The sequence below is a fragment of the Enorma sp. genome, from assembly GCF_982429025.1.
In genome coordinates, this window is record NZ_CEWCAA010000004.1 from 60,898 (window position 1) to 81,297 (window position 20,400).

A 20,400-nucleotide genomic window follows, 5' to 3' on the forward strand; every position below is an offset into this window, starting at 1 on the left:
GATGCCGGCGGCTGGGATGCCTCCAGCGAATGTGGTAGGATGGAGCAAGAGTAATACGAATGGAGCAATTCGTAACACTCGGTCTATGCGAACTACCCAGAGGTTCTGAGGAGCATGCTCATGATAAACGAAGTGGCGCGCGGCAGCGGCATGCTGTCGCGTCGTGGATTTATAGCGGGTGCAGGTGCTGCGGGTGCCGCGGCGTTGCTGAGCGGCTGCACGGTGGGCGCGGGCGAAGGCGGCTCTGCACCCTCCGGGTCCGGTTCCGAAAGCGCTTCTAGCCAGGTGATCGTCGCCATGAACGCGGGAAGCGAGCCAGCGGCTGGGTTTGACCCGCTTGTGGCATGGGGGTGCGGCGAGCATGTGCACGAGCCGCTCATCCAGTCGACGCTCATCACCACGGATGAGAACCTCGAGTTCATTAACGACCTTGCGACGAGCTACAGCTGCTCTGCGGATGGGTTGACCTGGACCTTCGAGCTTCGCGACGATGTCGCGTTCACCGACGGGGAGCCGCTCACCGTCTTCGACGTGGCGTTTACGGTGAACTCCGCGATCCAAAGCGACACCTTCGAGGGCGACCTCTCCATGGTGGACGAGGCGGTTGCCGTGAGCGATACGGTGGTGGAGCTCCATCTCAACAAGCCCTACAACGCGCTCCTGTACACCCTCGCGGTGCTGGGCATCGTGCCGGAGCACGCCTACGGCGATGGATACGGTTCCGCTCCCATAGGGTCGGGCCGCTACATGCTTGAGCGCTGGGATCGCGGCCAGCAGGCGATCTTCAGCGCCAACCCGGATTACTACGGCGAGCCGCCGCTCATGGAGCGCGTGGTCGTCGTGTTCATGGAGGAGGACGCAGCGCTTGCGGCGGTGCAGGCGGGCGAGGTCGACATCGCGTATACCTACGCGACGCACGCCCAGCAGAGCTTCGACGGCTATGAGCTTGTGAACTATGCGACGGTCGACTCGCGCGGCATCTCGCTGCCCACGCAGCCTGCCGGCGGCACGAAGTCCGAGGGCGGGACGAGTTACGCCATGGGCAACGACGTGACCTCGGACCTCTCGGTTCGCCGCGCGCTCACCTACGCTATCGACCGCGATGCGGTGATCGAGAACGTGCTTTCGGGCTATGGCAAGCCTGCCTACAGCGTAAGCGACGATATGCCGTGGTCGAGCGACGACATGAAGGTCGAGCTCGATCGCGACCTGGCCGCGCGCCTGCTCGACGATGCCGGCTGGGCTATAGCCAGCGATGGCGTGCGCGCGAAGGGCGGCGTGCGCGCCGCGTTCGACATCTGGTACTCCTCGGACGATTCGGCGCGCCAGGCGATCGCCAACGAACTCTCCAACCAGTTTGCCCAGATTGGCATAGAGGCGAGCCCGCGCGGTGGCAGCTGGGACGAGATCTACAGCCACCAGTACGAGCAGCCGGTCCTCTGGGGGTGGGGTTCCAACTCACCCATCGAGGTGTATGCGCTCAACTACTCTACGGGCTGGGGTAACTACGCGTGCTATGAGAACGCGGCAATCGATGCCCATCTCGACGAGGCGCTGGCGCAGCAGAACATCGAGGATTCCTACGCGTACTGGCAGCTCGCGGCTTGGGACGGCGAAAACGGCTTCGCGCCCAAGGGCGCTGCAACGTGGGCGTGGATTGCCAACGTCGACCATCTCTACTTCAAGCGCGAGGGGCTCGTCGTGGCAGACCAGAAGCCGCATCCCCATGGGCACGGATGGTCGCTCGTGAACAACGTGGACCGCTGGGAATGGTCGTGATGCGCTCGGTCGCTCGCGGCGTTGCGCGCTTCGCGCTGCTCATGTTAGCGGTGAGCTTTCTGACCTTCCTCTTGGTGGGAAGTTCGCCCATCGATCCCGTGCAGGCCAATGTGGGACAGGCGGCATACGCAACGATGAGCCCGGAACGCAGGGAGCAGCTGGCAGAGCGGTGGGACGCCGACATGCCCGTCGTTGAACGCTATCTCTCGTGGCTGGGCGATGCCGTGCGGGGAGATCTTGGCGAGAGCCTTCGCTTCAACGAGCCGGTTGCCAAGGTGGTGGGCGAGCGGTTCGCGAGCTCCGCGCTGCTTCTGGCGGCGTCGTGGATCATCGCGGGCGCCGTGGGCCTTGTGCTGGGGGTCGCATCCGGCGCGCTTCGGGACAGCTGGCTCGACCGGCTCGTGCGAGGGTATTGCTATGTGCTCTCGGCCACGCCGACGTTCTGGCTCGCGCTCATCGCACTCATGGTGTTCGCCGTATACCTTGGGTGGTTTCCCCTGGGCTTCTCGGTTCCCATCGGCTCTACGGGCGCGGTGCCGCTCGCCACGCGTCTCTACCATATGATGCTTCCCGCGCTGGTGCTCTCGCTTACGGGCATAGCCAACGTGGCGCTTCATACGCGCGAGAAGACCATCGACGTGCTGGGGAGCGATTATGTGCGGTTCGCGCGTTCGCGCGGCGAGGGGCTTCGGTCCATCGTCTTTCGCCACGGCCTGCGAAACCTCGTGTTTCCAGCACTTACGCTGCAGTTTTCCCAGGTGAGCGAGATCGTGGGAGGCTCCATCTTGGTGGAGCAGGTCTTTTCGTATCCCGGGCTCGGGCAGGCGGCTGTTACGGCGGGCCTTGGCGGAGACGCGCCGCTGCTCGTAGGCATCGCGCTCGCCACGGCCGCGCTTGTCTTTCTCGGCAACGCGATCGCAAACCTGCTGTATGGCGCGGTGGACCCGCGTTTGGGTTCGCGCGTGCGGGAGGAGGTGCGATGACGGTGCGAGAAGATGGCGAGGCACAGCTTTGCCGGCAGGCTGAGGCGGATGCCCCCGGCCTCGTTCAAGATCACGACCACCCGTCGCTCCCCGTTTTCCACGAGCCGGCGGCGACGGGGGCGCTCAGCGGCAGGCGCGCCATGCTCGTCATGGCGGCAGGGGTTGCGATCGCGCTCTGCGCGGTCGTTATCGCGGGAATCATGCTTGCCGACGCCGCCTCGACGACGAATTTCGATGCGCGCAACCTTGCTCCCTCGCTTGGCCACCCCTTCGGAACCGATTGGATGGGCCGCGACATGCTCGCGCGCACGCTTGCGGGGCTTTCGACCTCGGTTGTCGTGGGGCTCGTCGCCGCGACGGTCTCGTCCGTCATCGCGCTCGCGCTCGCTTCTGCCGCCGCGCTCGGTGGGTCCCGGGTCGACGCTGTGGTGAGCTGGCTCATCGACCTTACGATGGGCATCCCCCATATGGTGCTTCTCATCCTCATCAGCTATGCGCTCGGCCGCGGGGCGCTCGGGGTCATGGTTGGCATCTCCGTCACGCATTGGCCGAGCCTTGCCCGCGTGCTGCGCGCCGAGATCCTGCAGCTTCGCGAGCAGCCCTATATCTCCTGTTCGCGCGCGCTCGGCGTATCGCCTATGCGCATCGTCTTCACGCACGTCGTACCCCATGTGCTTCCGCAGTACCTGGTGGGGCTCGTGCTGCTCTTTCCCCATGCCGTGCTGCACGAGGCCTCGATCACGTTCCTCGGATTCGGATTGTCGCCCGAGCAGCCCGCCATCGGCGTGATCTTGTCCGAAGCGATGGGTTATCTCACCTCGGGTGCCTGGTGGCTCGCGGTGTTTCCGGGCCTGGCCCTCCTCGCCGTGGTGCTCATGTTCGATCGCGCCGGTGCGCTGCTTCGGCGCATGATGTCGCCCGAGGGGGTGCAGGGCTGATGCATGCCGATGCAGAGTTCCACCATCACCATCGTCATGCCTCGGGGTCGCGTCATCCGCAGGGCCGGCACCTTCTCTCCGTCGAGCATCTCTCGGTCGGGTTCAAGATGTACGATCCCGCCGCACCCTATTTTCAGGCGCAGAAGGTCGACGCCCCCGTCATCAAGGACCTTACCCTGTCGGTGCATGAGGGGGAGATGCTTGCGCTCGTGGGGGCGAGCGGTTCGGGGAAGACGCTTTTGGCCGATGCCATCATGGGCTTGTTCGAGCCCAATGCGCGCGTGACGGGAGCCATGTGGTTCGAGGGGCAGCGCTGCGACGCCGCCGACCTTGCGCGCCTGCGCGGGCACGGCATTTCACTTGTGCCGCAAAGCGTGAACAACCTCGACCCGCTTATGCGCGTGGGCGAGCAGGTGGTGGGGGCCTGCGGCCGGGGCCGAGCGGGCAGGGAGCGCCGTAGGCAGCGCAAGGAGCGCATGCGCGAACTCTTCCGCGCCTATGGGTTGGCGGCGGAGGTCGAGCGCATGTACCCGCACGAGCTCTCCGGCGGCATGGCGCGCCGCGTGCTGCTCATCTGCGCGATCGTGGACGATCCGCGGCTCATCGTGGCGGACGAGCCCACACCGGGCCTCGACATGAATCTTGCCATCCACGCTCTCGACGACCTTCGGTCCTTTGCCGACGGGGGAGGCGGCGTGCTTCTCATCACGCACGACCTGGAGCTTGCGCTCAGCGTTGCCGACCGCGTGGCGGTCTTTCGCGACGGAACGGTAGTCGAGGAGACCGCCTGCTCGAGCTTTGCCGCCCCCGAGCTGCTCGCGCATCCGTTCTCGCGCGCGCTTTGGCATGCCATGCCGGAGCACGGCTTTTCTGCGTTAGTCGAAGAGGGGAGAGAGCGATGAGTCTCGAGGCGCGCGATATCTCGTTTTCCTACGTGCCGGGCCGGCCGATTCTTCATGACGTGAACTTGGTTGTCGATCCGGGCGAGCGCGTGGCGCTCACGGCTCCCTCGGGCAGGGGCAAGACGACGCTCTGCCGGGTGCTTTCCGGCTATCTGCGCCCAGAGGCCGGAGCCGTCCTCGTCGATGGCGTTGAGCTGTCGTGCGCCCGCGCCGCCCGCAGTGGCGTGCCTGTGGTGCGCGCGTGCGGCGCACGTGCTGCTCGCGATGGCGTGCCTGCGGCGCGCGCCCAGGGCGCTTGCGATGGTGTGCCCGCAGCTCCCGGCCCGCGGGGTTCCCGCCTGCGCGGTCCCCGGCCTGTCCAGCTTATCTGGCAGCATCCCGAACAGGCCTTCGATCCGCTTTTGCGTTTGGGCAGGAGCCTGACCGAGGGGATGCCTCCGCGAGCAGCTGCCCGTGCAAGTGGTTCCAGCGGGGCGGAGAGCCTTGGCGCCGCGCGTTCCGCCGCCGCGCATTCTGCCGTCGCGCGCCTCGAAGCCGTGCGCGACACCGGCCTGCTCGAGCGCTTCGGGATTCGCGAGGCGTGGCTCGACCGCTTCCCGCACGAGCTCTCGGGCGGTGAGCTCATGCGCTTCTGCATCGTGCGGGCGCTCATCGCCGAGCCCTGCTACCTTGTATGCGACGAGATGACCGCCATGCTCGACGCGGTGACGCAGGCGGAGCTCTGGCGCGAGGTGGTCGCCATCGCGAGCGAGCGGTCGATGGGGATCGTGCTCGTCTCCCATAGCCCTGCGCTCGTTGACCGTGTTGCCACCCGGTTGTTTCGACTGATTTAATTCCGTCCCGGAGCGCCACCGCGCAGAGGCTAGTGCTACTATGGAATCCCGTACAGAGCGCCGCGTGCGCGGCCGAGATTCTACTACGGGAAGCGCAGGTACAACATAATGACTAAGCACATCTTCGTGACCGGTGGCGTCGTCTCGTCGCTCGGAAAGGGCATCACCGCCGCGGCACTCGGCCGCTTGCTCAAGAGCCGGGGATACAAGGTCACCATGCAGAAGGCTGACCCGTATCTCAACGTGGACCCGGGTACCATGAGCCCGTTCCAGCACGGCGAGGTCTTCGTGACCGAAGATGGCTATGAGAGCGACCTCGACCTTGGCCACTACGAGCGCTTCATCGACGAGAACCTTACCCGCGACTCCAACTTCACCACAGGTGCCATCTACCGCTCGCTCATCCATCGCGAGCGCCGCGGCGACTTCCTGGGCGGCACCGTGCAGGTGATTCCGCACGTCACGAACGCCATCAAGGACAAGTTCCGCCGCATCGAGGAGCAGACCGGCTCCGATGTGGTGATCACCGAGCTCGGCGGCACGATCGGCGATATCGAGAGCCAGCCCTTCGTGGAGGCCATTCGCCAGTATAAGAAAGACGCCGGCGCGGAGAACGTCTGCTACATCCATGTGAGCCTCGTGCCCTACATCGCCGCCGCCCACGAGGTCAAGACCAAGCCCACACAGCATAGCGTGAAGGAGCTTCGCAGCTTTGGCATTCAGCCCGATATCATCGTGCTGCGCAGCGACCACGAGATCGACGATGCCATTCGCGCTAAGATCGCGAGCTTCTGCGATGTGGATGTAGACTGCGTGTTCACCAACGAGGACTGCGCCTCCATCTACGATGTGCCGCGCATGTTTGCCGAGCAGGACTTCGATCTGCGCGTCTGCGAGCGCCTGGGACTCGATCCGCGCGAGCGCGACATGAGCGAATGGGATGCCTTTCTCGAGAAGAAGAACCACGCCAACCATCATGAAGATGCCGTAAAGGTGGCCGTGGTGGGCAAGTACACCCAGCTCCCCGATGCGTATCTCTCGGTGATCGAGGCCATCCGCCACGCAGGGATCTTCTACGACCGCCATGTGGACGTTGAGCTCGTGGATGGCGAGGAGCTTACCTGGGATTCGTGCCAGGAGGTGCTGGGCGATGCATCGGGCATCGTGGTGCCCGGCGGCTTCGGCGTGCGCGGTCTTGAGGGCAAGATCTGCGCGGCCCGCTTCGCGCGCGAGAACAAGATCCCCTACCTTGGCCTCTGCCTCGGCATGCAGGTGGCGGTGTGCGAGTTCGCGCGCGATGTAGCCGGTCTCGCCGACGCCAATTCCACCGAGTTCGAGCCCGAGTGCGCGCACCCTGTGATCGGCCTCATGAGCTCCCAGGAGGACGTCACGGAGAAGGGCGGCACTATGCGCCTGGGCGCCTATCCTGCAAAGCTTGCCGAGGGTTCGCTGGTGCGCGAGGCCTATGGCGAGGAGCTCGTGTATGAGCGCCACCGCCACCGCTACGAGTTCAACAACGCCTTCCGCGATGAGCTCGAGGGGGCTGGGCTCGTTATCTCGGGCATCTCGCCCGATGAGCGCTTGGTCGAGATGATTGAGCTGCCGCGCGACGTGCACCCGTGGTTCGTTGCCACGCAGGCGCACCCCGAGTTTAAGAGCCGCCCAACGCGCCCGCAGCCGCTCTTCCGCGAGTTCACGCGCGCCGCGGTGGGCTATCACGAGGGCATCGACCGCTTGGACGTCACGCCCAAGAACGCCCCCGTGGCGTAGGGCGTTGGTCGCGCCTCGACATAGCGAGCGAAACGCCGGTTCGGCGCCTGGTTCCGCCTTCAGCGAGGCGGGCCGGGCGCCGTCTGCGCTCGAACAGGCGGCGGGGGAGTACCTCACCTCGCTGGCGGTCGAGCGGAACCTGGCGAAAAACACGCTCTCTGCCTATCGGCGCGACCTTACGGCGTATCTGGGCTTCCTTTGCGAGAGAGGCATAGACGAGCCCGACGCCGTGAACAAGCGCGATATCGATGCATTCGTGGCGGCGCGGCGAGATGCTGGCTACGCGGATGCCTCGATCGTGCGCGCCCTATCCGCCGTCAAGGGGCTCCATACCTTCATGGCGCGCGAGGGGTTCTCGACCGCACATCCCACGGCGTCGGTGCGTTTGCCCAAAAAAGAGGAGCGCTTGCCGGACTTCATCTCCGTTGAAGATGCCCGCGCCCTGCTCGACCAGCCGTTCCCCGCAACTCCGGCGGGTGCTCGCGATAGGGCTGAGCTCGAGGTCCTCTACGGCTGCGGGCTGAGGGTGAGCGAGCTTTGCGGCCTCGATTTGCGCGACCTCTATCTCGACGATGAGTTCATGCGCGTGTTCGGCAAGGGGTCTAAAGAGCGGGTCGTGCCCATCGTGGGGAGCGCGCGTGCTGCGCTCGCGGCATACCTCGCGGGCCCGCGGGCGGAGCTCGCAGCGCATGACCGCGCGCGGCGCGGCAGTGCTGCCGTGTTCCTCAACAAGAACGGCGGGCGCATTTCCCGGCAGTCGGTGCATGCTACGTGCGAGCGCTATGGGCGCCTCGTTGGCATCGAGGGGCTGCATCCGCACACCCTTCGGCATTCATTCGCGACGCACCTGCTCGCCGGCGGCGCCGACCTTCGCGTGCTGCAAGAGATCTTGGGGCATGCCGATATCTCGACCACGCAGATTTACACGCACCTGGACCGGAGCCAGCTGCAAGAGGTCTACCTCGCCGCCCATCCCCGCGCCTAGTGAGACAGTTGTGCCGGGTCAATCTGTCTCACGAGACAGTTGTGCCGGGTCAATCTGTCTCGTGGCGCGGGGCACCCGGGCGGTGCGAGAAGAGCCGGAAGTGCAAGCTTTGCAGCCGACCTGCGGTCTCCATATCTTGCGCACGCCCGCTCCATCGTGCGGAAAAATCGCCTCAAGGTGAGGTTGAAGGTTAGGGTTGTCGCTCGTCCATCAAGCGGTAGGGCGCCCACTGCCATCCAAACACAATATGTCGTGCTCAGGTTGGTTTCCCCATTTGGGGAGCCGGTGTCCGTTGGTGGAGGTGTGGGAACCGGTGGGGGAGAAAGTGGGAAAAAATGTTGCTAAAAATCGCTTCAAACCATACTATTGAATGCGTCGACAGCCGGGGTGGTTCCCCGTACGAGCCCTAACCGAGTAACCGAGAGGAGGGCGCAGCAGAGATGTTTGCCGGGACGTTCGAGCGCAATCTCGATGCCAAAGGCCGCTTATCCCTGCCTGCTGCCATTCGCTCTGAGCTCGGCGAGCATGTGTACGTGTTGCCTGCACCGGACGTTGATGCCTTGTACGTGTTCTCGAACGAGAAGTTCGAGGATTGGGCACTGGGCCTCTTCGAAAAGCGCGGAGGCTTCAATTCCCGCAAGCGCGAGGATCAGGCGCTCATGCGCAAGATCATGGCGCGGGCGACGCCGATGGATATCGACTCCGCTTCGCGTATTGGTCTGAGCGAGACGCTGCGCGAGAAGGCTGGCCTCAATCGCGAGGTCACCGTGGTCGGAAACTGGGACCATCTCGAGATCTGGGATCGCGCGAAGTGGGCTGAAGCCGATGCGGATGATGAAGGGGACGAGGACCTGTTCTTCGACGAGTAACCGGGAGCAAACGGACATGGCTACGTTGACACCTGAATATCGGCATGAACCCGTCATGCTCCAGGAAGTGCTCGAAGCGCTTCGCCTGAGCGAGGGCTCCACCGTCTGCGACTGCACGCTCGGCGGCGCCGGCCATTCTGTGAAGATGGCCGCGCAGGTGGGCGAGGAGGGGCTCCTCATCGGCATCGACCAGGATGACATGGCGCTCGCCGCCGCCCGCACGCGCCTTGCATCAGAGGCGCCGGGCGTGCCCTTGAAGCTCTTGAAGGGGAACTTCGGTGACCTAGACGAGCTTCTGTGCCGGGCCGAGGTGCCCGGCATCGATGGCATCCTCTTCGACTTGGGCGTTTCGAGCCCGCAGCTTGATATCCCTGGAAGGGGCTTCTCGTACCACGAGGACGCCCCGCTTGATATGCGTATGGACCCGGGTAACAACCCTTTAAACGCAGCTGAGGTCATCAACACCTATAACGAAGCCGACCTCGCCCGGATCCTTCGCGTATACGGTGAGGAGAAGTTCGCCGACAAGATCGCGCGAGAGATCGTGCGTCGTCGGCAGCTAAGCCCCATCGAGACCACGGGAGAGCTCGTCGAGGCCATCAAAGCGGGGATTCCCGCGGCGGCGCGCCGGCACGGGCATCACCCCGCGCGCAAGAGCTTCCAGGCGATACGCATCGAGGTCAACCATGAGCTCGATGTTCTCGAGCGCGGCCTCGAGGCAGCGGTGCGCTGGCTCAATCCGGGAGGGCGCATCTGCGTCATCTCGTACCACTCGCTTGAGGACCGCATCGTGAAGCATGTGTTCCAGGAGCGGAGCCGGGGCTGCACCTGCCCGCCGGAACTTCCGGTCTGCATGTGCGGAAACGTGCCGACACTCAAGGTATTGACGAGAAAACCGCTGGTTGCCACGGCCGAAGAGGTCGAGCGCAACCCGCGAGCGAGATCTGCCAAGATCCGCGTGGCCGAGCGCTTGTGAGCGCAACGCCCGCTTATCTTAGGTTCCATCCCGCACCGCACCAGAAACGTACCGTAAACGCACCACTAACGCACCGGGATGGGAGGCATGCGTACCATGGCGTACTACGATTCCAATGCGGCGTATGCCTACGACTTCGAGGCGATGCCGGCTCCGGCAGCTCGCCCCGAAACGGGCGCGGCGCCCGCTGAGCGCCCGCGCTTCGACGTCTATACAGGTGAGGGCCGCGAGGCTAACCAGGTCGTTAGCCCTGTCTTCACCCATGTGGTGAAGGTCTTCTGCGTGCTCGTCGCGCTCTTCTTCGCCATCGGCATCGCACGCGTCGCCATCGCGGGCGTTACGGCATCGGTGCTCAACACGAACGCCGCGCTTAACAGCTCGCTCGAGACGGCGCAGGACGAGAGTTCGAACCTCGAGGTCATGAACTCGGTCTATGGAGCCGATACGCGCATCCGCGACCTTGCAACCGGTACGCTCGGCATGGTCGAGCCGGAGGACACGACGGTGCTCGATCTGAGCCAGGGCGCCTCCGCGCAGGCGGGTTCAACCGATGACCAGGGCGCCGGCGCGGCAGCCACCGATGCTGCAGATGCAGGGTCGTCCGGGGCATCGAGCGCCGACACAGCCCAATAGGCCCCGGGAGGTAGCAATGGCGCGCGACCGGTATACCGGGAGCGGACGAGACGACGGGCGGTCCAGCCGCAGAGGTTCGTCGCGTCCGCGTCGTGATGCATTCAATCAAGGATATGAATCGATGTCTCGGGGAGGGGCCCCGCGCGATGCGTCGCAGCGTGGGTCCCGTTCCCATGCCGGTCGTTCAGGGCAGCCCTACGGGTCCCCTCGTGGCGCGGTGCGCCATGAAGGCGGGATGATGCGAGGCGGCCCAGCGCGAGGCGGCTCGGGCTCCGATGCCCTCGGCCCGGCATGGGGTGGCACCCGGGGCGGCGGAGGTTCCGGAAGGCCTCCCCGCGGTACGCGCCCGCAGGTCGACCTGCTCCATAGCGACCTTGACCACGAGGGCATCCCGCGACGTGCCGTCGTGATGGGGGCACTCGGCTTAGGCATGGCGCTCGGCCTCTGGAATCTCGCGGATTACCAGATCGTGAACGCCGAAACGTACCGGAAGCGCGCCGACGAGCGCCGCCTCTCGCGCCAGACCCTCTTTGCCAAGCGCGGCACCATCTACGACCGGAACGGAAACGTCCTCACCTCGAGCGTCGAGTGCCAGAACGTCTATGCCAACCCCAAGCTCGTGGAAGATGCCGACGAGGCGGTGAGCGCCCTCGTCGAACTATTGGGCATCGACGAGGAGGCGTGCCGCGAGAAGGTCACGCGCGACACAACCTTCGTCTATATCAAGCGTCAGGTCGACCAAGATATCGCCGATGCGCTCTCGGAGCGCGGCATCAAGGGCATCGAGTTCGAGCAGACCATGAAGCGCGTGTACCCGTACGGCACGCTCGCCTCTCAGGTGATTGGCGTGGTGAACATCGACAACGAGGGCGTCTCCGGTTTGGAGAGCTACTACGACGATGTGCTCACGGGCACGAACGGCTCCATCGTCCGCGAGCGGGCCCGCGATGGCTCGTATATCGCGGGCGGCGCCTACGAGAAGGTGTCTGCCAAAGACGGCACCGACCTCGTGCTCACGCTCGATGTGAACATACAGAGCGTCGCGGAGCAGGCGCTTGCCGACGCGGTCGAGAGCTCGGGCGCGGATTACGGATCGGTCATCGTGTGCGATCCCGCGACGGGCGAGATCCTTGCCTGCTGCTCGTGCCCCACGTACGACCAGACCGATCTGGCGAACACGAACGCCGCCGACATGAACCTGCGCGTCGTGACGGATGCCTATGAGCCGGGCTCCGTGTTCAAGACGCTGGTGAGCGGCATGGGTATCGATTTGGGGCTCATGACGCCCGACACCACCTTCGACGTTCCGGCCGAGGTCAAGGTCGGCGACGACTGGGTGAACGACATCGACGACCGCGACTACGCCATGACCATGACGCTCCGCGAGATCATACGGAGGTCTTCGAATACGGGCATGGTGCTCGTGGGCCAGAAGATCGGAGCGGATAACTTCGCCGAGTATCTTGACGCCTACGGCATCGGAACCAAATCGGGCATCGATTTTCCGGGCGAGTCCACCGGCATCGTGCGCGAGCGCAGCGAGTATGACGGCTCGAGCCTGGGGTCGATGTCCTTCGGGCAGGGCATTTCCGTCTCGCCGATCGAGGTCACCCGGGCGGTGTGCGGCATAGCGAACGGCGGCGTCATGACGACCCCGCATTTCTTGAAGTCGAAGCACGGCGAGGAGCTCGATTGGAGCGACGGGGAGGCGAGCGCCATCAGCGCGGAGACGGCAGAGCTCGTGAAATCGATGATGATCACCGTCGTGGACGAGGGAACCGGTTCAGGGGCTGCGATCGAGGGGTATGACGTTGCGGGCAAGACCGGTACCGCCCAGCGCGCAGACGCGTCCGGTGGCTATCAGAAGGGTAACTACATGTCGTCCTTCATTGGGTTCGCCCCGGCAAGCGAGCCGGCGGCCCTTGCCTACATCACCCTCGACGGCACGCCGTACCACTCCTCGGCCGCCACGCCGGCATTCAAGACCATCATGGAGCAAGCGCTTTCGGTGCTGGGCGTCAAGCGAACGCGTTCATAACAAGCGTGCGGCTGCGGCCGGTGCCGCCGGGCGCCACGAGCTTGGCTGCGCTCGGGGCGAGGTGGTCCGCGCGCGAGCTTGCACACCTTGTGCGTTCCGCGCCGGCGCGCCCGGGCATCTAGGTCGCTACGGTACAATACGCAGCTGATGGAACTCGATTGAGGGGATTGCATGTTTGAGTTCACCGTAGAGACTATCGCGGGAGCTACGGGTGCCAGCGTTGTTGCCGGCGACCCCGCCCGCATCTGCCGAGGCTGCTTCATCGATTCGCGCCTTGTCGAGCGCGACGGCCTGTTCGTGGCATTTTCTGGTGAGCGCGTTGACGGTAACGACTTCGCGCCTCAGGCGGTGAGTGCGGGCGCGGCTGCCGTGGTGCTCACCCGGACGCCCGAGGACACCTTGCTCGAGCAGGCGGATGCGGCCGGTTGCGCCGTACTGGTAGCGGACGATGCCCAGGAGTTCCTCCTGCGCCTTGCCCATGTCTACCGTGCCGAGCTCGCCTGTACCGTCGTGGGCGTCACCGGGTCGATCGGCAAGACCACGACGAAGGACTTCTTGGCGGCGCTTCTGGGCGCTCGCTTCCGCGTCTGGGCCACGAAGGGCAACTACAACAACCTGATCGGTTTGCCGCTCTCGATTCTGAGCGCTCCGCGCGATACGCAGGTGCTCGTGCTCGAGATGGGCATGAATGCCCGTGGCGAGATCGAGCGCCTTGCTGCATGTGCCGAGCCCTCGCTGGCGGTGATCACCAAGGTGGGCACCTCGCATATCGGCATGCTGGGGAGCCGTGAGAACATCGCGCGCGCTAAAGCAGAGATCGTCTCGGGCATGAGGCCCGTGCCAAGCGGCTCCGAGGCCGGGGTGCCCGGTACCGCTCCCGTGCTCGTGCTTTCGGGCGAGGACGACTTCACGCCATTCATTCGCGACGAGTTCGCCCTTCCTGCGGCGGTCGAGGTGGTCCTTGCCGGGACGGGCGCGGACGACGAGGTTCGCGCGTCGAATATCGAGCTGGACGTCGAGGGCCATCCGAGCTTCGACCTTCTGCTCGCCTCCGGTGAGTCCGCGCGCATCGCGTTGGCGGTTACCGGGGCGCAATCGGTCTCCAATGCCGTGCTCGCCGCCGCCCTTGCGGAACGCCTGGGCATCGATGCCGCGACGATGGAGGCGGCGTTCAAGCGCCTGGCGATCACCGGCCGCCGTCAGGAGCTCCGTCGTGCCGCGTGCGGTGCCCGCGTAATCGACGACACCTATAACGCGAGCCCCGAGTCCACGGCTGCGGCGCTCGATCTCCTCGAGATGCTTCCCGTCTCCGGCCGTCGCATCGCCGTTCTCGGCGAGATCGGCGAGCTTGGCGAAGAGGGGCCCCGCCTGCATGCACTCGTAGGCTCCTATGCGGCAGCGAAGAAGCCCGACCTGCTCGTGTGCGTGGGCACGGCCTGCGCGGAGGAGATGGCCGCTGCGGCGCGCCTCATGGGCATGCCTGCCCGCTCCGTCGCGATTGCCGGCGATACCGAACGCGCTACGGAGCTCGTGCGGCAGTCGCTCCGCTCCGATGATACGCTGCTTGTGAAGGGCTCCCGCTTCCTGGGGCTCGATCGCCTCGTTGAGGAGGTCTGCTAATGCTCGGAAACGCTGCCTATCCAACCTATCAGGCATTCATCTCGCTCGCTGTCGCAGCGGTTATCGCCGCGGTGATCATGCCGCTGTGGATTCGCGTCATGAGGATCGAGCACTTCGGACAGCAGGTGCGCGCTGACGGCCCCGAGCAGCACCTCATCAAGCAGGGTACCCCCACGATGGGTGGCGTCGTCATCCTCGTCGCCCTGGCGATCACCTGCCTCGTCATGGGCAGGCTCACCGCAGAGCTGGCACTTGTGCTCATCGCCACGCTGGCTACCGGAGTCCTCGGCCTTATCGACGACCTCACCTCCGTTACCCACGGGCGCTCCCTTGGCCTCACCCCGCACGCCAAGATGATCGGCCTCACCCTCATCTGCGTGCTCTTCTGCCTTCTTTCGATTAACTGGTGCGGCGTCGAGCCCGTCGTGCGGTTCCCGGGCGGCCTTTCCGTCGACCTCGGCGTGCTCACCACGACGGTCGATATCGCCGGCGAGCCCTTCCATATCCCGTGGCTCTACATGATCTTTACCTGGCTGTTGATCGTGGGGCTCTCCAATGCGGTCAACCTCACCGACGGCCTCGACGGTCTTGCGGGCGGAACGTCCATGATCGCGATGCTCGTGATGGCTGCAGTGTGCTTCATCTGCAACGATTCGAACCTCACCATCTTCTGCGCCGCGTGCGCGGGTGCCTGCCTTGGCTTTTTGTGGTTCAACTGCTATCCGGCGAGCATCTTCATGGGCGACACCGGCTCGCTCGCGCTCGGCGCGGCGCTCGCCTGCGTCGCCGTCATGACCAACACCGAGGTCGTGTCGCTCATCGTGGGCGGGCTTTTCATTATCGAGACGCTCTCTGTCATGATCCAGGTCGTGAGCTTCAAGCTCACGGGCAAGCGCGTCTTCCTCATGGCGCCCATTCATCATCATTTTGAGAAGAAGGGCTGGGCCGAGACGAAGGTGGTCATCCGCTTCTGGATCATCGCGGCCGCCTTCGGCGCGCTTGGCCTCGCGGTCTTCTTCCAGTTGGGATAGTGGTTCTTCATGCTGCTGCCAGAAACCTTCGACCTGCTTGTACTCGGGCTCGGGTCTACGGGCCTGGCCGTTGCCCACTGGGGCGCGGCGCACCTTGGTGAGCGCGTGCGCTCGGTTACCGTATACGGCGGGGCGGCTTCTGCCCCCTCCGCCGAAACGGATGCGCTCGGAGCCGCAGGGGTGCACTTCGTCTTCGGGACAGAGTTGGTCGAGGGTGGCTACGATGTATGCGTGGCGAGCCCGGGTATCTCGGAGTTCTCCGCGTTCTTCGCCCGCGGCCGCGAGCATGCGCTTGCCATCATGGGCGAGCCCGAATTTGCATGGCGCCTCTCGCCCGAGCACTGGATCGCTGTCACTGGCACCAACGGCAAGACCACGACGACCTCGCTCGTCAACCATATCTTGAATGAGTCCGGCCGCGCCTCGGTCGCGGTGGGCAACATCGGCCTGGCACCGATTGCTGCCGTGGACGACCGCGCTCCCGGCTCGTGGTTCGCTGCAGAGCTTTCGAGCTACCAGCTGGCAACGACGAGCATGTTGCATCCGCGCGTCGCAGTGCTCATGAACATCACGCCCGACCATCTGGCGTGGCACGGCACGCTCGACGCCTATGCCGCCGCTAAGCGCAAGATCTTCGCTAATCAGGAACCCGGCGATCTTGCTGTTGTGTGCGTGGAGGATGCGGGCGCCCGAGCTGCGCTTTCTGCGGCGCGCTCGACGGGTGCCGCCGTCTGCGAGCTTTCGCATGCTGATTCCGGGGCCGCCTCGGCGGCGTTTTGCGATGAAGGCGTGCTTGTGGTGCGCTTGAACGGCGTGGAGCACCGCTTGGTTCCCACCGCTGAGCTTCGCATCCGGGGCGCGCACAACGAGCTCAACGCGCTCGCGGCGGCTGCAGCTGCGCTGTGGGTCGGTGCTTCGGACGAGGATGTCCGCGCGGCGCTCGTCTCGTTTACGGCTCTCGAGCATCGTATCGAGCCTGTCGCGCAGATCGACGGCGTGCGCTACATCAACGATTCCAAGGCGACCAACACCGATGCCGTCGTAAAGGCGCTCACCGCCTTTCCCGACGAGCCCGTGGTGCTGCTGCTCGGCGGCAGCGACAAGGGTACACCGCTCGAAGAGTTCGTCGAGGACGTCGTGCATTCCACGGTGAAGGCTGTGGTCTGTTTTGGTGACGCTCGCCAGCGTTTCCTCGACGCCTTCGTGGAGGCAGCCGGCCGCCACGATATCGACGTGGCCGAGGCCGAGGACCTCGCTGACGCCGTGGATGTGGCCCGCTCGCTTGCCGAACGGGGCGACGTGGTCCTGCTTTCTCCCGCCTGCGCCTCGTTTGACGAGTTCTCGGGCTTCGAGGAGCGCGGGCGCGCCTTCAAGGAGCTCGTGGCGGCACTCGGGCGGGATGCCGAGTCCGCATAAGGTGTTTTTACGGCAAGACCGATAGGGACGGTAATGGCAGAGGAACCAAGGCAGCAAACCGGTGCATCGGCGGATGCGCCGGATGAGAAGCGCTCCCGGCGCCACGGGCGCATGGGTGGCCGCGCGCGCCGGGAGGCGGGGGAGCACTCCGCGCTCGGAGAGCGCCTCATCGCTGGCGTGCCGGCGCGCATCATGCGCCCCCGGCTCGTCTTCATCGTATGCCTCGCGGCGCTTCTCGCGTTCGGCCTTCTCATGGTGTACTCGGCCTCGTCTGTCGAAGCGCTCAGCGAATACGGTAGCTCGACCTATTTCCTCGAGCGTCAGGCGTTCTTCATTGGGGCGGGCCTCGTGCTCGCAGCGGTCCTCTCGCGCATCCCGCTCGCCACCATGCGCTCCCATCTTGCGTGGTGGGCTTGGGGCGGCATCGTGCTTCTGCTCGTCGCCGTGCTCGTGTTCGGGCGGAACGTCGGCGGCGCCACGCGTTGGGTCGACCTGCCGCTCATCGGTCGTCTTCAGCCGTCCGAGTTCGCCAAGAGCGTCATCATCGTGACCGCAGCGAAGATCTTGCACGAGTACTACGAAGAGCAATCCATCGATGCCTGGACCATGATCAAGATGCTCGCGGTCTGCATCGTCGTCCCGCTCTTCTTCATCATTCTCGAGCCAGATTTCGGCACCTGCCTTATCATCGCGGGCACCGTATTCGTCATGTGCTACTTCGCTGGGTTCTCCTACAAGCTCATCGGATTCGTGCTGCTGGCGGGCTTGATCGTCGGCGCCCTATTCATCTTCTCGTCGAGCTATCGAGCGGCGCGCGTCTTCACGGTGAGCGACCCCTGGGCCGACCCGTACGGAGACGGTTACCAGGCCACCCTCGCCATCATGGCCTTCGCTTCGGGCGGCATCTTCGGCCGCGGCATCGGCAACTCGACCATGAAGTACAACTACCTCCCCGAGGCTCACAACGACTACATCCTCGCCATCATCGGCGAGGAGCTCGGGTTCGTGGGCGTCTCCATCTTCTTCGCGGTCTTCGCCCTGCTCATCTATGCGGGTCTCAAGATCGCAAGTCAGTCGCCCACGGTTCAGGGAAGGCTCATCGCCTCCGGTTGCTCGGTCATGCTCATGATCCAGTTCCTCGTCAACATGCTCGGCATCTTGGGCGTCACGCCCATGACGGGCAAGCCGCTGCCGTTCATCTCGTATGGCGGTTCTGCGATGATCGGCATGCTCGCGCTTGCCGGGCTCATCATGCGCGTCTCTTTGGAAAGCAATCCAAAGACGGTCTACGACGCCCGCCGCGCAGGCTTCCGCGTGATGGGGGAGGGAGCGCCCGAGGCAGATGGCGGCGATCCCGGAGCCATCGAGGGGAGCACCGCTGGCGCCGCCCGCCCGCGCTCCTCGCGCCGGCATGATGGCTTCAGCGTGGTCGACGGTACCGGCTTCGTTGCCCCCGGTGAAGGGGCCCGGCCGATGGGGCGCGCGGAGGGGCGCGCTGGCCGCACGGGCTCCGCGAGCCGCGGCGGCGGTGCGGCAGACCGCGCCACTCGGAACAACCGGCCCTCTTCGGGCAGGACGCAATCCTTTGAGCGCGGTGGATCCTATGAGCGTGTGAACCTTGGGGCAGATCCCGCCGACCGCTTGCGCTCGCGCGGTCCCCAGAGGCGCTATGATGGTGACGATGACTCATCGAAGAGAAGGGGGCCCCATGGCCGCTAACCTGAACATAGCGATTGCCGCAGGCGGCACCGCCGGGCATGTGAACCCCGCCCTCGCTCTTGCAGAGGAGCTCCGGCGCCGCGGGCACACGGTGCGATTCTATGGCGAGTCCCGCAGGCTCGAGGGCACGCTCGTACCCGAGGCCGGGTTCGACTTCACGCCCGTGCACGTGACGGGCTTCGACCGGGAACGGCCCTGGACGCTCATCACCGCGCTTATGCACCTCGCGCGTGCGGAGGGGCGCATCGTACGCGATTTCAAGCGCGACCCATCGCTTCGCCCCGATGTGGTCATCGGGTTCGGCGCCTATATCGAGCTGCCGCTCGTGCGCGCCGCCGCCAAGCTCGGTATACCCTACGCGCTCCATGAGCAGAACTCTGTTCCCGGACTTGCCAACAAGCAGTCGGCGAAAGGCGCTGCGCTCATCGCCATCGCCCAGCCGAGTGTGTCCGAGGTTTTCGAGAAGCACGGCGCGCCGGCTTCCGCCATCAAGTTCATAGGCAATCCCGTGCGCGCATCGGTGCTCGCGGGCGATCGTGCGCGCGGTCGCGCCGCGCTCGATGTCCCGGACGGCGCGACGCTCCTCGTTGCCTTCGGCGGGTCGCTCGGCGCGCACCACCTCAACGAGCGCTTGACATCGCTTAAGCGGGATCTGCTGGCACGGGACGACGTTTACGTGCTCCATTCCACCGGTGCAGACGATTACGACGATACCGTGCGCGCGCTTGAGCTCACACCCGAGGAGGCCGCCCGTTACCGCGTGCGCCCTTACATCGACGATATGGGCGACGTGCTCGCCGCGGCCGACCTCGTGCTCTCTCGCGCCGGTGCGTCCTCGATAGCAGAGATCGCTGCCCTTGCGGTGCCCGCGGTGCTCGTTCCCTATCCGCATGCAACCGCCGACCACCAGACGACGAACGCTCGCTACCTCGTGGACGCGGGAGCTGCGCTTCTCTGCCCGGATGCTCAGATCGACTCCCAGGATTTCGCCGACACCCTGCTGGGCCTCTTGGCCGACGGTGCCCGCCGCGACCGTATGCGCGCTGCCGCGCAGGGGCTTGGGCAGGACCGTGCCGCCCAGAACCTCGCCGACGCCCTCGAGGCGCTCGCATAGGGTCTCGCCAGGCTCTCGCTCCACGCGGGTGCTGGCGGCTCTGCATCTATTCAGCTCGCGCAGCGATATCCCGGTGCGGCGCGTGGCCGGCGCATATCGTGCCGCCGGGCGTGGGCGTCGCGTGTCGCCTTTGTCATGGCGGCGATTGTCACCTACAATCAATGGGTCGAACTACAGACCAGAGAGAGGGAGTAACCCCACATGGTAGACACCCCGAAAGCCCCCGGCTCGTTCCGCGTCCATTTTATCGGCGTAGGCGGGGCGGGCATGAGCGGCATCGCCCTCGTGCTTCACGAGCGCGGTTATGCGGTGAGCGGTTCCGACCTCAAGACCTCGCGCTATATTCGCCAGCTCACGCGCGCGGGCGTTGATATCCATATCGGTCACGACGCCGCCACCATCGATGCCGTGAAACCCGATGTCGTGGTCGTCTCCACCGCCATCCCCGAGACCAACCCCGAGCTCATGCGTGCGCGTGAGCTCGATATTCCCGTGTGGCCGCGCGCCAAGATGCTCTCTGAGCTCGGGCAGGGGTACACGACGATCGCCGTTGCCGGGACCCACGGCAAGACGACGACGTCGTCCATGGTCGCCACGATGCTCGACCGCATGAAGCTCGACCCGAGCTTCCTCATCGGGGGCATCGTCGAGGGCTACGATACGAACGGGCGGAACGGCCAGGGCGAGTATTTCGTTGCCGAGGCCGACGAGTCTGATAGCTCCTTCCTCTATCTTGATCCCGATGTCGTGGTCGTGACGAACATCGAGGCCGACCATCTCGACCACTATTCGTC

Annotated in this window: 17 protein-coding genes; all 17 read left to right on the top strand. The window is 65.2% G+C overall.

The genetic code is table 11. The features are described 5' to 3' along the window. The first annotated feature begins 120 nt into the window (after positions 1-120). Positions 121-1,779 (top strand): ABC transporter substrate-binding protein, encoded by a 1,659-nt coding sequence (locus AC1VS5_RS01660; protein WP_481217481.1) that lies wholly within the window; start codon positions 121-123, stop codon positions 1,777-1,779. Then, positions 1,779-2,762 carry an ABC transporter permease gene (locus tag AC1VS5_RS01665; RefSeq protein ID WP_481217493.1) on the top strand — a complete coding sequence of 328 codons (984 nt, stop codon included), beginning with the start codon at positions 1,779-1,781 and terminating at the stop codon, positions 2,760-2,762. Before AC1VS5_RS01660 ends, AC1VS5_RS01665 begins: the two co-directional genes overlap by 1 nt. Next, positions 2,759-3,700, top strand: coding sequence for an ABC transporter permease (locus AC1VS5_RS01670; protein WP_481217482.1), 942 nt, complete (start codon positions 2,759-2,761; stop codon positions 3,698-3,700). Before AC1VS5_RS01665 ends, AC1VS5_RS01670 begins: the two co-directional genes overlap by 4 nt. Beyond that, entirely contained in the window at positions 3,700-4,602 is a 903-nt protein-coding gene (locus AC1VS5_RS01675) for an ATP-binding cassette domain-containing protein (protein WP_481217483.1), read from the top strand. Before AC1VS5_RS01670 ends, AC1VS5_RS01675 begins: the two co-directional genes overlap by 1 nt. Then, the gene (locus AC1VS5_RS01680; protein WP_481217484.1) at positions 4,599-5,435 is read left to right on the top strand and encodes an ABC transporter ATP-binding protein; all 837 of its coding nucleotides are present in this window, start codon (positions 4,599-4,601) and stop codon (positions 5,433-5,435) included. The genes AC1VS5_RS01675 and AC1VS5_RS01680 overlap by 4 nt, the downstream gene beginning before the upstream one ends. A 108-nt stretch (positions 5,436-5,543) precedes the next feature. Further along, complete coding sequence (locus tag AC1VS5_RS01685; protein WP_481217485.1) at positions 5,544-7,205, top strand: CTP synthase; 1,662 nt, start codon at positions 5,544-5,546, stop codon at positions 7,203-7,205. A gap of 4 nt (positions 7,206-7,209) precedes the next feature. Then, positions 7,210-8,190: a tyrosine recombinase gene (locus AC1VS5_RS01690; protein ID WP_287748089.1), complete on the top strand. Its 981-nt coding sequence runs from the start codon at positions 7,210-7,212 to the stop codon at positions 8,188-8,190. 440 nt (positions 8,191-8,630) lie between these two features. After that, the gene (locus AC1VS5_RS01695) at positions 8,631-9,059 is read left to right on the top strand and encodes a division/cell wall cluster transcriptional repressor MraZ (protein WP_019128157.1); all 429 of its coding nucleotides are present in this window, start codon (positions 8,631-8,633) and stop codon (positions 9,057-9,059) included. A gap of 16 nt (positions 9,060-9,075) precedes the next feature. Then, entirely contained in the window at positions 9,076-10,035 is a 960-nt protein-coding gene (gene rsmH / locus AC1VS5_RS01700; protein WP_417057393.1) for a 16S rRNA (cytosine(1402)-N(4))-methyltransferase RsmH, read from the top strand. Between the two features lie 87 nt (positions 10,036-10,122). Further along, complete coding sequence (locus tag AC1VS5_RS01705; protein ID WP_481217486.1) at positions 10,123-10,668, top strand: cell division protein FtsL; 546 nt, start codon at positions 10,123-10,125, stop codon at positions 10,666-10,668. Positions 10,669-10,903: 235 nt separating this feature from the next. Continuing rightward, positions 10,904-12,706, top strand: coding sequence for a peptidoglycan D,D-transpeptidase FtsI family protein (locus tag AC1VS5_RS01710; protein ID WP_481217487.1), 1,803 nt, complete (start codon positions 10,904-10,906; stop codon positions 12,704-12,706). Positions 12,707-12,877: 171 nt separating this feature from the next. After that, positions 12,878-14,326 (top strand): UDP-N-acetylmuramoyl-tripeptide--D-alanyl-D-alanine ligase, encoded by a 1,449-nt coding sequence (locus AC1VS5_RS01715; protein ID WP_481217488.1) that lies wholly within the window; start codon positions 12,878-12,880, stop codon positions 14,324-14,326. Then, complete coding sequence (gene mraY / locus AC1VS5_RS01720; protein ID WP_019128163.1) at positions 14,326-15,357, top strand: phospho-N-acetylmuramoyl-pentapeptide-transferase; 1,032 nt, start codon at positions 14,326-14,328, stop codon at positions 15,355-15,357. The genes AC1VS5_RS01715 and mraY overlap by 1 nt, the downstream gene beginning before the upstream one ends. 9 nt (positions 15,358-15,366) lie before the next feature. After that, positions 15,367-16,773 carry a UDP-N-acetylmuramoyl-L-alanine--D-glutamate ligase gene (gene murD, locus AC1VS5_RS01725; RefSeq protein ID WP_481217489.1) on the top strand — a complete coding sequence of 469 codons (1,407 nt, stop codon included), beginning with the start codon at positions 15,367-15,369 and terminating at the stop codon, positions 16,771-16,773. 33 nt (positions 16,774-16,806) lie between these two features. Then, entirely contained in the window at positions 16,807-18,492 is a 1,686-nt protein-coding gene (ftsW, locus tag AC1VS5_RS01730) for a putative lipid II flippase FtsW (RefSeq protein WP_481217490.1), read from the top strand. After that, on the top strand, positions 18,482-19,606 hold the full coding sequence (murG, locus tag AC1VS5_RS01735) for an undecaprenyldiphospho-muramoylpentapeptide beta-N-acetylglucosaminyltransferase (protein WP_481217491.1): 1,125 nt from the start codon (positions 18,482-18,484) through the stop codon (positions 19,604-19,606). Before ftsW ends, murG begins: the two co-directional genes overlap by 11 nt. 201 nt (positions 19,607-19,807) lie before the next feature. Continuing rightward, positions 19,808-20,400 (top strand): Mur ligase domain-containing protein (locus AC1VS5_RS01740; protein ID WP_481217492.1); only part of this gene is annotated, 593 nt, incomplete at its 3' end.

What these genes read in the sequence shown, in the direction of transcription:
- murD (WP_481217489.1), top strand. Translation starts at nt 15,367, where the DNA reads ATGCTGCTGCCAGAAACCTTCGACCTGCTTGTACTCGGGCTCGGGTCT.
- AC1VS5_RS01695 (WP_019128157.1), top strand. Translation starts at nt 8,631, where the DNA reads ATGTTTGCCGGGACGTTCGAGCGCAATCTCGATGCCAAAGGCCGCTTA.
- ftsW (WP_481217490.1), top strand. Translation starts at nt 16,807, where the DNA reads ATGGCAGAGGAACCAAGGCAGCAAACCGGTGCATCGGCGGATGCGCCG.
- AC1VS5_RS01670 (WP_481217482.1), top strand. Translation starts at nt 2,759, where the DNA reads ATGACGGTGCGAGAAGATGGCGAGGCACAGCTTTGCCGGCAGGCTGAG.
- AC1VS5_RS01680 (WP_481217484.1), top strand. Translation starts at nt 4,599, where the DNA reads ATGAGTCTCGAGGCGCGCGATATCTCGTTTTCCTACGTGCCGGGCCGG.
- murG (WP_481217491.1), top strand. Translation starts at nt 18,482, where the DNA reads ATGGCCGCTAACCTGAACATAGCGATTGCCGCAGGCGGCACCGCCGGG.
- AC1VS5_RS01715 (WP_481217488.1), top strand. Translation starts at nt 12,878, where the DNA reads ATGTTTGAGTTCACCGTAGAGACTATCGCGGGAGCTACGGGTGCCAGC.
- AC1VS5_RS01665 (WP_481217493.1), top strand. Translation starts at nt 1,779, where the DNA reads ATGCGCTCGGTCGCTCGCGGCGTTGCGCGCTTCGCGCTGCTCATGTTA.
- AC1VS5_RS01660 (WP_481217481.1), top strand. Translation starts at nt 121, where the DNA reads ATGATAAACGAAGTGGCGCGCGGCAGCGGCATGCTGTCGCGTCGTGGA.
- AC1VS5_RS01685 (WP_481217485.1), top strand. Translation starts at nt 5,544, where the DNA reads ATGACTAAGCACATCTTCGTGACCGGTGGCGTCGTCTCGTCGCTCGGA.
- AC1VS5_RS01675 (WP_481217483.1), top strand. Translation starts at nt 3,700, where the DNA reads ATGCATGCCGATGCAGAGTTCCACCATCACCATCGTCATGCCTCGGGG.
- rsmH (WP_417057393.1), top strand. Translation starts at nt 9,076, where the DNA reads ATGGCTACGTTGACACCTGAATATCGGCATGAACCCGTCATGCTCCAG.
- AC1VS5_RS01705 (WP_481217486.1), top strand. Translation starts at nt 10,123, where the DNA reads ATGCGTACCATGGCGTACTACGATTCCAATGCGGCGTATGCCTACGAC.
- mraY (WP_019128163.1), top strand. Translation starts at nt 14,326, where the DNA reads ATGCTCGGAAACGCTGCCTATCCAACCTATCAGGCATTCATCTCGCTC.
- AC1VS5_RS01710 (WP_481217487.1), top strand. Translation starts at nt 10,904, where the DNA reads ATGATGCGAGGCGGCCCAGCGCGAGGCGGCTCGGGCTCCGATGCCCTC.